This is a genomic window from Microbacterium sp. ARD31, assembly GCF_031844425.1.
In genome coordinates this window covers 1-14,062 of sequence record NZ_JAUZVE010000028.1, presented here as the reverse complement: position 1 = coordinate 14,062, position 14,062 = coordinate 1, and the positions used below count along the sequence as shown (strand labels likewise).

12 protein-coding genes are annotated in these 14,062 nt (G+C 72.8%); 11 read left to right on the top strand and 1 reads right to left on the bottom strand.

The genetic code is table 11. From position 1 onward, the window contains the following. Positions 1 to 29: 29 nt before the first annotated feature. Both pheS and pheT read left to right on the top strand, forming a co-directional pair. Positions 30 to 1,127 (top strand): phenylalanine--tRNA ligase subunit alpha, encoded by a 1,098-nt coding sequence (gene pheS, locus Q9S36_RS36045; protein WP_311289603.1) that lies wholly within the window; start codon positions 30 to 32, stop codon positions 1,125 to 1,127. 3 nt (positions 1,128 to 1,130) lie between these two features. Further along, complete coding sequence (gene pheT, locus Q9S36_RS36040; protein WP_311289602.1) at positions 1,131 to 3,620, top strand: phenylalanine--tRNA ligase subunit beta; 2,490 nt, start codon at positions 1,131 to 1,133, stop codon at positions 3,618 to 3,620. A 66-nt stretch (positions 3,621 to 3,686) separates the two neighbouring features. Here the strand turns inward: pheT and Q9S36_RS36035 are convergent, their stop codons facing one another. Further along, positions 3,687 to 4,490 carry a maleylpyruvate isomerase family mycothiol-dependent enzyme gene (locus tag Q9S36_RS36035; RefSeq protein ID WP_311289601.1) on the bottom strand — a complete coding sequence of 268 codons (804 nt, stop codon included), beginning with the start codon at positions 4,488 to 4,490 and terminating at the stop codon, positions 3,687 to 3,689. A 93-nt stretch (positions 4,491 to 4,583) separates the two neighbouring features. Between Q9S36_RS36035 and argC the strand changes: the two genes are divergently transcribed. From argC to Q9S36_RS35990, 9 genes are read left to right on the top strand one after another with little or no spacing between them, the layout of a single operon-like run. Beyond that, positions 4,584 to 5,612, top strand: a complete 1,029-nt coding sequence (argC, locus tag Q9S36_RS36030; protein WP_311289600.1) for an N-acetyl-gamma-glutamyl-phosphate reductase — start codon at positions 4,584 to 4,586, stop codon at positions 5,610 to 5,612. Next, complete coding sequence (gene argJ / locus Q9S36_RS36025; protein WP_311289599.1) at positions 5,609 to 6,760, top strand: bifunctional glutamate N-acetyltransferase/amino-acid acetyltransferase ArgJ; 1,152 nt, start codon at positions 5,609 to 5,611, stop codon at positions 6,758 to 6,760. Before argC ends, argJ begins: the two co-directional genes overlap by 4 nt. Continuing rightward, positions 6,757 to 7,707, top strand: coding sequence for an acetylglutamate kinase (gene argB, locus Q9S36_RS36020; RefSeq protein ID WP_311289598.1), 951 nt, complete (start codon positions 6,757 to 6,759; stop codon positions 7,705 to 7,707). Before argJ ends, argB begins: the two co-directional genes overlap by 4 nt. Beyond that, positions 7,707 to 8,912: an acetylornithine transaminase gene (locus Q9S36_RS36015; protein WP_311289597.1), complete on the top strand. Its 1,206-nt coding sequence runs from the start codon at positions 7,707 to 7,709 to the stop codon at positions 8,910 to 8,912. The genes argB and Q9S36_RS36015 overlap by 1 nt, the downstream gene beginning before the upstream one ends. Continuing rightward, on the top strand, positions 8,909 to 9,832 hold the full coding sequence (gene argF / locus Q9S36_RS36010; RefSeq protein ID WP_311289596.1) for an ornithine carbamoyltransferase: 924 nt from the start codon (positions 8,909 to 8,911) through the stop codon (positions 9,830 to 9,832). The genes Q9S36_RS36015 and argF overlap by 4 nt, the downstream gene beginning before the upstream one ends. Beyond that, positions 9,829 to 10,371 (top strand): arginine repressor, encoded by a 543-nt coding sequence (locus Q9S36_RS36005; RefSeq protein ID WP_311289595.1) that lies wholly within the window; start codon positions 9,829 to 9,831, stop codon positions 10,369 to 10,371. Before argF ends, Q9S36_RS36005 begins: the two co-directional genes overlap by 4 nt. After that, a complete protein-coding gene (gene argG / locus Q9S36_RS36000; protein ID WP_311289594.1) occupies positions 10,368 to 11,813 on the top strand; it encodes an argininosuccinate synthase in 1,446 nt (481 codons plus the stop codon). Before Q9S36_RS36005 ends, argG begins: the two co-directional genes overlap by 4 nt. Then, the gene (gene argH, locus Q9S36_RS35995; RefSeq protein WP_311289593.1) at positions 11,813 to 13,249 is read left to right on the top strand and encodes an argininosuccinate lyase; all 1,437 of its coding nucleotides are present in this window, start codon (positions 11,813 to 11,815) and stop codon (positions 13,247 to 13,249) included. Before argG ends, argH begins: the two co-directional genes overlap by 1 nt. Further along, positions 13,233 to 13,799 carry a DNA-3-methyladenine glycosylase gene (locus tag Q9S36_RS35990; RefSeq protein ID WP_311289592.1) on the top strand — a complete coding sequence of 189 codons (567 nt, stop codon included), beginning with the start codon at positions 13,233 to 13,235 and terminating at the stop codon, positions 13,797 to 13,799. Before argH ends, Q9S36_RS35990 begins: the two co-directional genes overlap by 17 nt. The last annotated feature ends 263 nt before the right edge of the window (positions 13,800 to 14,062 follow it).

The following is a 14,062-nucleotide window of genomic DNA, read 5'->3' as shown; positions in this document are numbered from 1 at the left end:
GACCGCCTGTCGCCGCTGGAAAGGGAGCCATGTCCGGCCCCAACACCGACTACGACCCTGTCGAAGTGACCCCGCTCAAGGCCGAGCAGGTCGAGGCGATGCGCGAGGCGGCCCTGGCCGCCATCGCCGGCGCCGCCGACCTCGAGGCCCTCAAGCAGGTGCGCCTCGACCACGCGGGGGATCGCTCCCCGCTCGCGCTCGCCAACCGCGAGATCGGCGCACTGCCGCCACAGGCCCGCAAGGAGGCCGGCCAGCGGGTCGGCCAGGCCCGCGGTGCGGTCAACCAGGCCATCGCCGCCCGGCTGGCCGTGCTCGAGGCCGAGCACGAGGAGCGGATGCTCGTCGAGGAGACCGTCGACGTCTCCCTGCCGACCACCCGGCGCCGGCGCGGCGGCCGGCACCCCCTCACCCTCCAGTCCGAGCTGATCGCCGACCTGTTCGTCGCGATGGGCTACGAGGTCGCCGAGGGTCCAGTGGTCGAGGCCGAGTGGCTCAACTTCGACGCGCTCAACCTCGGGCCCGACCACCCGGCGCGCACCATGCAGGACACCTTCTGGACCGAGCCGGTCGACCACCACGTCGTGCTGCGCACCCAGACCTCCCCGGTGCAGGCCCGCACGATGCTGACCCGCAAGCCGCCGATCTACGTCGTCTGCCCCGGGCGGGTGTTCCGCACCGACGAGTACGACGCCACCCACTCGCCGATGTTCCACCAGGTCGAGGGCCTCGTGGTCGACGAGGGCATCACCATGGCCCACCTCAAGGGCACCCTCGACCACTTCGCCTCCCAGCTGTTCGGCGACGGCATCACCACGCGGTTCCGGCCGTCGTACTTCCCCTTCACCGAGCCGTCGGCCGAGGTCGACGTGAAGTGCTTCGTCTGCAGGGGCGTGGACTCGGACTCCTGCCGCACCTGTCGCGGCGAGGGCTGGATCGAGTGGGGCGGCTGCGGCGTGGTCAACCCGCGCGTGCTCATCGCATGTGGGGTGGACCCCGAGGTCTACAGCGGCTTCGCGTTCGGCATGGGCATCGACCGGTCGTTCATGTTCCGCCACGACCTCGAGGACCTGCGTCCCCTCTTCGAGGGCGACGTGCGGTTCTCCTCGGCTTTCGGAACGGAGATCTGAGCGATGAAGGCCCCCAAGTCCTGGATCCTGGAGTACGTCGACGTCCCCGAGGGGACCACCACCGACGAGCTCACCGCCCGCCTGACCCTCACGGGTCTCAAGCTCGAGGCCGTCGCCAGCCCCGGCAAGGACATCACCGGCCCGCTGGTCGTCGGTCGCGTCCTCACCATGGAGCCCGAGCCGCAGAAGAACGGCAAAACCATCAACTGGTGCACCGTCGACGTGGGTGACGCCAACGGCACGGGCGAGCCGCAGGGGATCGTCTGCGGCGCCCACAACTTCAAGCCCGGCGACCTCGTCGTCACCGTGCTGCCCGGCGGCGTGCTGCCCGGCGGCTTCGAGATCAGCGCCCGCAAGACCTACGGCCACGTCTCGGCCGGGATGATCTGCTCGGCGCGCGAGCTCGGCCTCGGCGAGGACCACGACGGCATCATCGTGCTGCCGGAGGACGCCGGCACCCCCGGTGAGGACGTCCGCCCGCTGCTCGGCCTCGACGAGGAGGTCATCGAGCTCGAGATCAACCCCGACCGCGCCTACGCGCTCTCGCTGCGCGGCATCGCGCGCGAGGTGCTCGTCTCGGTCGAGGGGGCCAGCGGCTTCCGCGACCCGGCCCTGCGCGACACCCCGCCGGCCAACGACCAGGGCCACCCGGTCGTCGTCGAGGACGCCGAGGGCTGCCCGGTCTTCGTCGCCCGCAAGGTCACCGGGTTCGACCCGTCCGCGCCGACGCCCGACGTGATCACGCAGCGGATCACCGCCGCCGGCATGCGCCCGATCTCGCTCGCCGTCGACATCACCAACTACGTCATGCTCGAGACCGGCCGTCCCATCCACGGCTACGACGCCGACAAGCTGCGCGGCGCGATCGTCGTACGACGGGCGCGGGAGGGCGAGACGCTGACCACCCTCGATGGCACCGAGCGCGTGCTCGACCCGGCCGACCTCGTCGTCACCGACGACTCCGGGATCATCGGGCTCGGCGGCGTCATGGGCGGCGAGACCACCGAGATGTCCGACACCACCACGTCGATCCTCGTCGAGGCCGCGCACTGGGACGCGGTGTCGATGTTCCGCACGGGCAAGCGCCACAAGATCTCGTCCGAGGCCGGCAAGCGCAACGAGCGCGGCGTCGACCCGACCATCTGCGAGGCCGCGGCCGACCGCGTGGTGGAGCTGCTCGTCGAGCACGGCGGCGGCACCGCTGACCCGGGCGTCACCGTCGTCGGCACGCCGCCGGCGATGCCGGTCGTCCGCGTCCCCGGCGACCTCGCCGCCCGCGTGTCCGGCATGCCGATCACCGAGGAGCGCAGCATCGAGTGCCTGCGCGCGGTCGGCTGCGAGGTCGTGCAGGACGAGGGCACGCTCTCGGTCACCCCGCCGCCCTGGCGCCCCGACCTCACCGACGCGCAGGACTTCTCCGAGGAGGTCATCCGTCTCGTCGGGTACGACGAGGTGCCCTCCGTGCTGCCCACCCCGCCGTCGGGCCGCGGGCTGACCCGGGCGCAGCAGCTGCGCCGCCGGGTCGGGCGCACCCTCGCCGGCGAGGGCTACGTCGAGGTGGTGAGCTTCCCGTTCGTCGGGACCACCGACCTCGACGCGCTCGGCCTGCCCGAGGACGACCCGCGCCGCCACCTCCTGCGCCTGTCGAACCCCCTCAGCTCCGAGGCCGGCTTCATGACCACCACGCTGCTGCCCGGCGTGCTGCGCGCGGCGGCCAGGAACGTCGGTCACGGCAACCCCGACGTCGCGATCTTCGAGACCGCGACCGTCACCCTGCCGCGCGACGCCGGACCCGCGGCGATCCTGCCGGTCGACCGGCGGCCCACCGACGAGGAGTTCGCCGCCCTCGACGCGGCCCTGCCCGCCCAGCCCCTCCACCTCGCTCTCGTCGCCCTCGGTGACGAGACGGCGGGCGGCTGGTGGGGGGAGGCGCGACCGGTCTCGTGGGCTGACGCCGTGGAGGCGGTCCGGTCCGTGGCCGCGGCGCTGGGACTGGAGGTCTCCGCCACCTCGGCCGGCGTCGCCCCCTGGCACCCCGGGCGCTGCGCCGAGCTGTCGGTCGAGGGCCAGGTGGTCGGTCACGCCGGCGAGCTCCACCCCACGGTCTGCGCCGCCTTCGGTCTGCCCAAGCGCACGGTGGCGGCGGAGGTCGACCTCGACCTGCTCCTCGAGCTCGCGGTCCACCTGCGCCCGGCCCCGACCTTCTCGTCGTACCCGGTCGCCAAGGAGGACGTCGCCCTCGTGGTGGACGCCTCGGTGCCGGCGGCCGAGGTCGAGGCCGCCCTGCGCGAAGGGGCTGGCGAGCTGCTCGAGTCGATCCGGCTCTTCGACGTCTACACGGGCGAGCAGGTCGGTGCGGGCAAGAAGTCGCTGGCCTACGCCCTGCGGTTCCGCGCGGCCGACCGGACCCTCAAGGAGGGCGAGGCCGCGGCCGCCCGCGACGCTGCCGTCGCGCTCGCCGCTGAGCGGACGGGCGCCGTCCAGCGCACCTGAGCGGACCACCCGCGATCGTGGTGGGCCGTGAGCCTCCCGGAGGCTCACGGCCCAGGGGCGTCCGCCTCAGTTGATCGGGGTGCCCACGATCGCCCGGAACCGGGCGTAGGTCTCCGGGTCCCCGGCGACGGAGATCCCGGTGTCGTCGGCCCGGTTCCACAGCCAGCGGTCGAGCGCCTCGGCCGTCCCGTCGACCACGACGTCGGGCTCGACGTCCGCGTCGTCCGGCGGCGCCACGACGTGGAAGTCCTCCTCGTCGGCGTACGTCGTGCCGCTGTCGGGGTCGGTGCCCTCGAAGACGCCGAACCGCAGCCAGAACTCCTCGCCGGTGTCGGTCACGTCGACCCGCACCAGGCCCTCGCCCGGCGTCCATCCGCCCCAGGGCGGCATGCCGCCGTACATCACGTCGAGGACCTCGTGGACGCCGTCGCTGGCCAGCGCCGGGTCGATGGGGGTGGAGACCCCGGCCGCCAGCTCCGCGTCGACCCGGTGGACGAGCGCCTCGTGCGCCTGGCGACGGAGGATGAAGCCGACCGTGTGGTCGTCCGACCACGTCCACGCCTCCTCGGTCGGGTCGGCACCCTCCAGGGCGGTCGCGAGGTCGCGTGACCAGCCGTCGTATGCGGCCAGGAGGTCGTCGTGGGCCTCCGGGCGGGGCGGCTCGACCTCCTCCGGACGCGCGGGCCGCGCCCCGAGCACCTCGGCCCACCAGCGCTGGACGGTGGCGAGGTGCCAGAGCAGGTCGGCCGCCGACCAGTCCGGGCAGGACGGCACCCGCGCCTGTGGGTCGCACGTGGCGAGGACCTCACGGAACCGCGCGGACTCCGTGCGGAGGTGGGACAGGTAGCTCTCGGTGGAAAGTCGGGTCACCCGTGCACCGTAGGGGAGTGGTAGGACGGAGTGCGCGCTGTTTACCCAGGACCGGTGTCGCGTGCCCATGCATGAGCATGTATAGTCATGCACATGTCCGTATCAGTGGCCGTCGCCGGCGCCAGTGGCTACGCAGGTGGCGAGGTCCTTCGCCTGCTTCTCGGCCACCCCGAGGTCGAGGTCGGTGCCCTCACCGCCGGGTCCAACGCAGGGGAGCGACTCGGCACCCTGCAGCCCCACCTCGTCCCGCTCGCCGACCGCGTGCTGGAGCCCACGATCGTGGAGGTGCTCGCGGGGCACGACGTCGTCTTCCTCGCCCTGCCGCACGGGCAGTCCGCTCCGATCGCCCAGGCACTCGGGGACGCCGCCGTCGTGATCGACTGCGGCGCCGACTTCCGCCTGACCGACCCCGCCGCGTGGGACGCGTTCTACGGCGGCCAGCACGCCGGCTCGTGGCCCTACGGGCTGCCCGAGCTCGCCGGCCAGCGCGACCTGCTCCGCGGCGCCACCCGGGTCGCCGTCCCCGGCTGCTACCCGACGATCTCCACGCTGACGATCGCGCCGGCACTCGCTGCCGGCCTGGTCGCTCCCGACGTCACCGTCGTCGCGGCCAGCGGCACGTCAGGAGCGGGCAAGGCGGCCAAGCCCCACCTCCTCGGCAGCGAGGTGATGGGCAACGTCAGCGCCTACGGCGTGGGCGGCGTCCACCGCCACACCCCCGAGATCGTCCAGAACCTCCGCCTGGTCCACGAGGGCGACGTCAAGGTCAGCTTCACCCCAGTCCTCGTGCCGATGCCCCGCGGCATCCTCGCCACGGTGTCGGCCCCGCTAGCCGCGGCCGTCACCCCCGACGAGGCGTACGACGTCTACGCGAAGGCGTACGCCGACGAGCCGTTCGTGCACCTCCTCCCCGCCGGGCAGTGGCCGCAGACCCAGTCCGTCCTGGGCTCCAACGCCGTCCACCTCCAGGTGACCGTCGACCAGGCCGCCGGGCGCCTGGTCGCCGTGGGCGTCGTCGACAACCTCGCCAAGGGCACCGCCGGCGCCGCCGTGCAGTGCATGAACCTCGCCCTCGGGCTCGACGAGACCACCGGGCTCTCCACGATCGGACTGGCTCCATGAGCGTCACGCACCCCCAGGGCTTCGCCGCCGCCGGCGTCGCCGCCGGCCTGAAGTCGACCGGCGCGAAGGACCTCGCCCTCGTGGTCAACCAGGGACCGACGTTCGACTCCGCGACCGTGTTCACCGCCAACCGCTGCAAGGCGAACCCGGTCCTGTGGAGCCAGGAGGTCGTCAAGGACGGCGTCGTGCGCGCGGTGGTGCTCAACTCCGGTGGCGCCAACTGCTACACGGGCCCGAAGGGCTTCCAGACCACGCACGCGGTGGCCGAGAAGGTCGCCGAGGGCCTCGGCATCGGCGCGATCGACGTCGTGGTCTGCTCGACGGGGCTGATCGGCCTCGCCAACGACCGCGACGACCTGCTCGCCGGCGTCGAGGCGGCGACCGTCGCCCTGTCCGCCGACGGGGGGCCGGGTGCCGCCGAGGCGATCATGACCACCGACTCGGTGAGCAAGAACACCGTCGTCGAGGGTCCGGGCTGGTCGATCGGGGGGATGGCCAAGGGCGCCGGCATGCTCGCCCCGCAGCTCGCCACCATGCTCGTCGTGCTCACCACCGACGCGGTCGTCCCGGCCGCCGACCTGGACGCCGCCCTGCGGGCCGCCACCCGGGTGAGCTTCGACCGGCTCGACTCCGACGGCTGCATGTCGACCAACGACACCGTGACCGTGATGGCCAGCGGCGCGAGCGGGATCACCCCGACACCCGAGGACTTCACCGCAGCGCTCACCCAGGCGTGCACCGACCTCGCCATGCAGCTGCTCAAGGACGCCGAGGGCGCCGACCACGAGATCGCCATCACCACCCTCCACGCCGCCAGCGAGGAGGAGGCGGTCGAGGTCAGCCGCAGCGTGGCCCGGAGCAACCTCTTCAAGGCCGCCGTGTTCGGCAACGACCCCAACTGGGGACGTGTGCTCGCCTCCATCGGCACCACCACGGCCGCGTTCGACCCTGCCGACCTCGACGTCGCGATGAACGGCGTCTGGGTCTGCCGCAGCTCGACCCCGGCCGAGGACCCCGCCACGGTCGACCTCACCGGCCGCGAGGTCAGCGTGACCATCGACCTCAAGTCCGGCGACGCGCGTGCGACCGTCTGGACCAACGACCTCACCCACGCCTACGTCCACGAGAACAGCGCCTACAGCTCATGAGCGACACGACCCCGCAGACCGTCCAGTCCCCCCGCCGGCCCGACCCCGCCAAGGCCCGCACGCTCGCCGCGGCGCTGCCGTGGCTCAAGCGCTACCACGGCCAGACGATCGTGGTGAAGTACGGCGGCAACGCGATGACCGACGAGTCCCTCAAGGTGGCCTTCGCCGAGGACATCGCCTTCCTGAGGTTCGCCGGCTTCAAGCCGGTCGTCGTGCACGGCGGCGGTCCCCAGATCTCCCGGATGCTCGACAAGCTCGGCATCGAGTCGGAGTTCCGCGGCGGCCTGCGCGTCACCACGCCCGAGGCGATGGACGTCGTCCGGATGGTGCTCGTGGGCCAGGTGCAGCGCGAGCTGGTCGGGCTGATCAACCAGCACGGCGCACTCGCGGTCGGCCTCTCCGGCGAGGACGCCGGGCTGTTCACCGCGGAGCCCACCAACACCGTCATCGACGGCGAGGAGGTCGACCTCGGCCTCGTCGGCGAGGTCGCCAAGGTGCGGCCGGAGGCCGTGCTCGACCTGATCGAGGCGGGCCGGGTCCCCGTGGTCAGCTCGGTCGCCCCCGACGTCGAGGGCCGCGTGCACAACGTCAACGCCGACACCGCCGCCTCCGCCCTCGCCGTCGCGTTGGGCGCGGAGAAGCTGCTCGTCCTCACCGACGTCGAGGGCCTCTACCGCGACTACGGCAACTCCGACGACCTCATCCAGGAGATCAGCCCCGAGGCGCTCGGCGAGATGCTGCCGACCCTCGACGCGGGCATGGTCCCCAAGATGCGCGCCTGCTACGAAGCGGTCACCGGGGGAGTGCCGCGCGCGACCGTGGTCGACGGCCGCGAGCCCCACGCCGTGCTCCTCGAGATCTTCACCGACGAGGGGGTCGGCACCCAGGTGCTCCCGGGTGCCGTGACGAAGATGCGCAAGCCCTACGCGACCGAGGAGGAGGAGTGATGAGCACCCTCCAGGACCGCTACGCCGGCGCCGTCATGAACACCTTCGGCCCGCCGCAGCTCGCCCTCGTGCGCGGCAAGGGGGCGCACGTCTGGGACGCCGACGGCAAGGAGTACGTCGACCTCCTGGGCGGCATCGCCGTCAACGCCCTCGGCCACGCGCACCCTGCGCTGGTGGAGGCGGTGTCGACCCAACTCGCGACGCTGGGCCACGTGTCGAACTTCTTCGCCACCGAGCCCCAGGTCGCGCTGGCCGAGCGGCTCGTCGCGCTGCTGGGCTGGGGCGAGGACGCCCGCGTGTTCTTCAGCAACTCCGGCACGGAGGCCAACGAGGCCGCGCTGAAGCTGACCCGCCGCACCGGTCGCACCCGCCTCGTCGCGGCCACCGGCTCGTTCCACGGCCGCACGATGGGCGCGCTCGCGCTCACCTCCAAGGCCGCCTACCGCGAGCCGTTCGAGCCGCTGCCCGGCAACGTCACCTTCGTCCCGTACGACGACGTGGCCGCGCTCGAGGCGGCCGTCGACGACACCGTCGCCGCGATCGTCCTCGAGCCCGTCCAGGGCGAGGCGGGTGTCGTCGTGCCCGACGCCGGCTACCTCGCCGCCGCCCAGCGCATCGCCCACCGGCACGGCGCCCTCCTGTGGCTCGACGAGGTGCAGACCGGCATCGCCCGGACCGGCGCGTGGTTCGCCCACCAGCTCCTCGACGACGTGCAGCCCGACGTCGTCACCCTCGCCAAGGGCCTCGGCGGCGGCATCCCGATCGGTGCCACCGTGGCGCGCGGCCCGGCTGCGATCCTGCTCCGGCCCGGCAACCACGGCACCACGTTCGGTGGCAACCCGGTCGCGGCGGCCGCGGCCCTCGCCGTGCTCGACACGATCGCGTCGGACGGCCTGCTGCAGGCCGTCGCAGCCCGCGGCGACCAGCTGGCCACGCTGCTGGCCGCCCAGGCCGGAGTGGTCGAGGTGACCGGATCCGGACTGATGCGCGGCGCCGAGCTCGACGGCCCCTACGCCACCCACGCGGTCACGGCCGGCCGCGAGGCGGGCTTCATCCTCAACGCCACCGGCCCCACCCGGCTTCGCTTCGTGCCGCCGCTGGTCATCACGGCCGACGACCTCGACGCGCTCGCCGCAGCACTGCCCACGATCCTCGACACCGCCCGCACCGCGGCGCGCCACGACCAGACGGAGTCCACCCCATGACCCGCCACTTCCTCCGCGACGACGACCTGTCACCCGCCGAGCTGCTCGAGGTGCTCGACCTGGCCGACAAGCTGAAGGCCGAGCCCTACGACCACAAGCCGCTCGCCGGTCCGCGCACCGTCGCGCTCGTCTTCGACCGCCCCACCCTGCGCACGCAGGTGTCCTTCGCAGCCGGCATCGCCGAGCTCGGCGGCAACCCGATGACCGTCGACGGTGGCCTGGCCGCGATGGGCTCGCGCGAGGGCGTCGAGGACGTCGCCCGCGTCCTGGGCCGCCAGGCCTCGGCGATCGTGTGGCGCACCGCCCACCAGAGCGACGTCGTCACCATGGCCGAGCACGCCGGCGTACCCGTCCTCAACGCGCTCACCGACGAGTTCCACCCCTGCCAGCTGCTGGCCGACCTGCAGACCGTGCGCGAGCACAAGGGCCGCCTCGCCGGCGTGCGGGTCGCGTTCGTGGGTGACGGCGCCTGCAACATGGGCAACTCGTGGGTCCTCGCCGGCGCGGCCGCAGGCATGCACGTCGTGGTCGGTGCCCCGGAGGGCTTCGCGCCCGACGCCGACGTCGTCACCCGGGCCCGCCAGGTCGCGGAGGGCACCGGCGGCTCGATCTCGATCACCACCGACCCCGTCGAGGCGGTCTCCGGCGCCGACGTCGTCGTCACCGACTCCTGGGTCAGCATGGGCCGCGAGGAGGAGTCCCAGGACCGCCTGCGGATCTTCCCGCCCTACGGTGTGACCGAGGAGCTGCTCGCCCACGCCGACCCGGAGGCCATCGTCATGCACTGCCTGCCCGCCTACCGCGGCAAGGAGATCGCCGAGGAGGTCATCGAGGGCCCGCAGTCGGTCGTGTGGGACGAGGCCGAGAACCGTCGCCACGCGCAGAAGGCCGTGCTGACCTGGCTGCTGGAGCACCGATGAGCGCCGTCGCGCCCGTCACGAAGGGCGCGCGGCACGCCCGCATCATCGACATCGTGACCACCCACCCCGTGCGGTCCCAGACCGAGCTCGCCGACCTGCTCGCCGACCACGGCGTCCGCGTCACGCAGGCCACGCTGAGCCGCGACCTCGTCGAGCTCGACGCCGTCAAGGTCCGCAGCGCCGACGGCGCCCTCGTGTACGCCGTTCCGGGCGAGGGCGGCGACCGCACCGCCGTCGCGGCGCCGCGCGAGTCGGCCGCCGGGCGCGACCGCCTGGCTCGGCTCTGCGCCGAGCTCCTGGTCAGCGCCGAGGCGAGCGCCAACCTCGTCGTGCTCCGCACCCCGCCGGGCGCCGCGCAGTTCCTCGCCAGCGCCTTCGACAAGGCCGAGCTCGGCGACGTCCTCGGCACCATCGCCGGCGACGACACCGTCCTCCTCATCGGCCGCGACCCCGCCGGCGGCGACGCGCTCGCCCAGCGCTTCCTCGACCTGGCCAACCACCCGCACCACGCCACCCCACCAGCAAAGGACACCCTGTGAGCAAGGTCCTCACCTCCCTCCCCGTCGGCGAGCGCGTCGGCATCGCCTTCTCCGGAGGTCTCGACACCTCCGTGGCGGTCGCGTGGATGCGAGCCCGAGGTGCGGTGCCCTGCACCTACACCGCCGACATCGGCCAGTACGACGAGCCCGACATCTCCGGTGTGCCGTCGCGCGCGATGCAGTACGGCGCCGAGCTCGCGCGCGCGGTCGACTGCAAGACGCAGCTGGTCGAGGAGGGCCTCGCCGCGCTGGCGTGCGGCGCGTTCCACATCCGCTCCGGTGGACGCCAGTACTTCAACACCACGCCCCTCGGCCGCGCCGTCACCGGCACGATGCTGGTGCGCGCGATGCACGACGACGACGTCAACATCTGGGGCGACGGGTCGACCTTCAAGGGCAACGACATCGAGCGCTTCTACCGCTACGGCCTGCTCGCCAACCCGGACCTGCGCATCTACAAGCCCTGGCTCGACGCCGACTTCGTCACCGAGCTCGGTGGCCGCCACGAGATGAGCGCCTGGCTCACCGAGCGCGACCTGCCCTACCGCGACAGCCAGGAGAAGGCGTACTCCACCGACGCCAACATCTGGGGCGCCACCCACGAGGCCAAGACGCTCGAGCACCTCGACGTCTCGCTCGAGACGGTCGAGCCGATCATGGGCGTGAAGTTCTGGGACCCGTCGGTCGCGATCGAGGCCGAGGACCTCACCATCCGCTTCGACCAGGGCCGCCCCGTCGCCATCAACGGCACGACGTACGACGACGCGGTCGCGCTCGTCCACGAGGCCAACACCATCGGTGGCCGGCACGGCCTCGGCATGTCCGACCAGATCGAGAACCGCATCATCGAGGCCAAGTCGCGCGGCATCTACGAGGCGCCCGCGATGGCGCTGCTGTTCATCGCCTACGAGCGGCTCGTCAACGCGATCCACAACGAGGACACCGTCGCGCAGTACCACAACGAGGGCCGCAAGCTCGGCCGCCTGCTCTACGAGGGCCGCTGGCTGGACCCGCAGGCGCTGATGATCCGCGAGTCCGTCCAGCGCTGGATCGCCTCGCTGGTCACCGGCGAGGTGACGCTGCGGCTGCGGCGCGGCGAGGACTACACGATCCTGCGCACCGACGGGCCCGCCTTCTCCTACCACCCCGACAAGCTGTCGATGGAGCGCACCGAGAACGCCGCGTTCGGTCCGACCGACCGCATCGGCCAGCTCACCATGCGCAACCTCGACATCGCCGACTCCCGTGCCAAGCTCGAGCTCTACGCCGCCCAGCCGCTCGACCAGGGCCAGGTCCTGGTCGAGAACGGCACCCTCTACGGTGCCATCGAGGCCGGCGGCTTCGACCGGATCACCGGTCACTCGCCGGCCGAGGAGGCGGACGAGGACACGTTCGACGAGACGGCACTGGAGCACGCGGCGATGGAGTTCGGGACCGACTGATGGCTGGAGCAGGCACCACCAACGAGGGATCGCTGTGGGGCGGTCGCTTCGCGAGCGGACCGTCGCCGGAGCTGCAGCGGCTCTCGCGGTCGACGCACTTCGACTGGCAGCTGACGCCCTACGACCTCGCCGGCTCGCGGGCGCACGCCAACGCGCTGCACCGTGCCGGGCTGCTCACCGACGCCGACCACGCGGAGCTGCTCCGCGGGCTCGGCGCGCTGGGGGAGCAGTACGCCGCCGGCGCGCTGCGTCCGGCCGAGTCCGACGAGGACGTGCACGGGGCGCTCGAGCGGCTCCTGCTCGAGGAGGTCGGTCCGGAGGTGGGCGGCCGGCTCCGAGCCGGTCGCTCGCGCAACGACCAGGTCGCGACGCTGTTCCGCGCCTACCTCCGCGACCACGCCCGCACCATCGCCGGTCTGGTGCTCGACCTCGTCGACGTCCTGGCCACCCAGGCGGGGGAGCACCTCGACCCCGGCGAGGAGACCGTCATGCCGGGACGGACCCACCTCCAGCACGCGCAGCCCGTCCTGCTCTCGCACCACCTGCTGGCGCACGCCTGGCCGCTGCTGCGCGACGTCGAGCGGCTGCGCGACTGGGACGCCCGGGTCGCGAGCGACTCGCCGTACGGCTCCGGCGCCCTCGCTGGCCAGACCCTCGGCCTCGACCCGGAGGCCGTGGCCGCCGAGCTCGGGTTCACCGGGTCCTCGGCCAACTCGCTCGACGGCACCGCGGCCCGCGACTTCGCGGCCGAGTTCGCCTTCGTGACCGCCCAGGTCGGCGTCGACCTGTCCCGCCTCGCCGAGGACGTCATCCTCTGGACGACGCGGGAGTTCGGCTTCGCGACGCTCCACGACTCCTGGTCGACCGGGTCGAGCATCATGCCCCAGAAGAAGAACCCCGACATCGCCGAGCTCGCGCGTGGCAAGGCCGGACGCCTGATCGGCAACCTGTCCGGCCTGATGGCCACGTTGAAGGGGCTCCCGCTCGCGTACAACCGCGACCTCCAGGAGGACAAGGAGCCGGTCTTCGACTCCGTCGAGACCCTCGAGATGCTGCTGCCCGCGATGACCGGGATGGTCGCCACCCTCACCTTCGACCGCGCCCGGATGGCCGAGCTCGCCCCGCAGGGGTTCTCGCTCGCGACCGACGTCGCCGAGTGGCTCGTGCGCGAGGGGGTGCCGTTCCGCGACGCCCACGAGCTCGCCGGCGCCTGCGTACGCCGGTGCGAGGAGCTCGGCTGCGACCTGCCCGACCTCACCGACGAGCAGCTGGCCGGGATCTCGCCGGCGCTGACCCCCGAGGTGCGCTCGGTGCTCACCGTCGAGGGCTCCGTCGCCTCCCGGTCCGGTCGCGGCGGCACCGCCCCGGTCCGCGTCCGCGAGCAGCTCGACGAGCTCCGTGGCCTGAGCGCCGACCACCGTGCCCGACTGGGCTGAGGGCGACCCGCTCGAGGTCGCCCCGCGGCTGTTGGGTGCCGTGCTCACCCACGGCGGCGTCTCGCTGCGGCTCACCGAGGTCGAGGCGTACGCCGGCCCGCTCGACCCCGGTTCCCACGCCTACCGCGGGCGCACCGATCGCAACGCGGTGATGTTCGGCCCTCCGGGGCACCTGTACGTCTACTTCATCTACGGCATGCACCACTGCGCCAACCTCGTCACCGGCCCCGACGGCGACCCGGGCGCGGTCCTGCTCCGGGCCGGCGAGGTGGTCGCCGGGCACGACGTCGCCCGAAGCCGCCGACCGGGCAGCAGCGACCGCGACCTGGCGCGCGGACCGGCCCGACTCTGCACGGCGCTCGGCATCACCCTGGGCGACAACGGCGTACGTCCCGAGCTGGCCGCGGGGGAGCCACCCGCCTCGATCAGCACCGGCCCCCGTGTGGGGTTGCGCCTCGCCGCGGACCGCCCATGGCGCTTCTGGGCGACCGGTGACCCGACGGTGAGTCCCTACCGGCCGGCCGCGCCGCGGCGTCGTACAGGCCGCTGACCTGCGACTATGCGCAGATGGCCACCCCGGTTTGGCATGTCGCGGGAGGGTCGTCTAATGTTCTTCCTGTCGCCGCAAGCGGCGCCGCCTCCTGGCCAGAAGGTCAGCTGAAGCGGAGACCAGCTGCGACCACCACCGAAGCGCCAAGCCCACGAGTTTGACGGTGAGCGAAGCGCCCGGTAAGTTTCTGCAGGTTGCCCCGCGACCGAACCGGCCCAGCCGGGGAGGATCGGGTGCGTCTGATTCTTGAGAACTCAACAGTG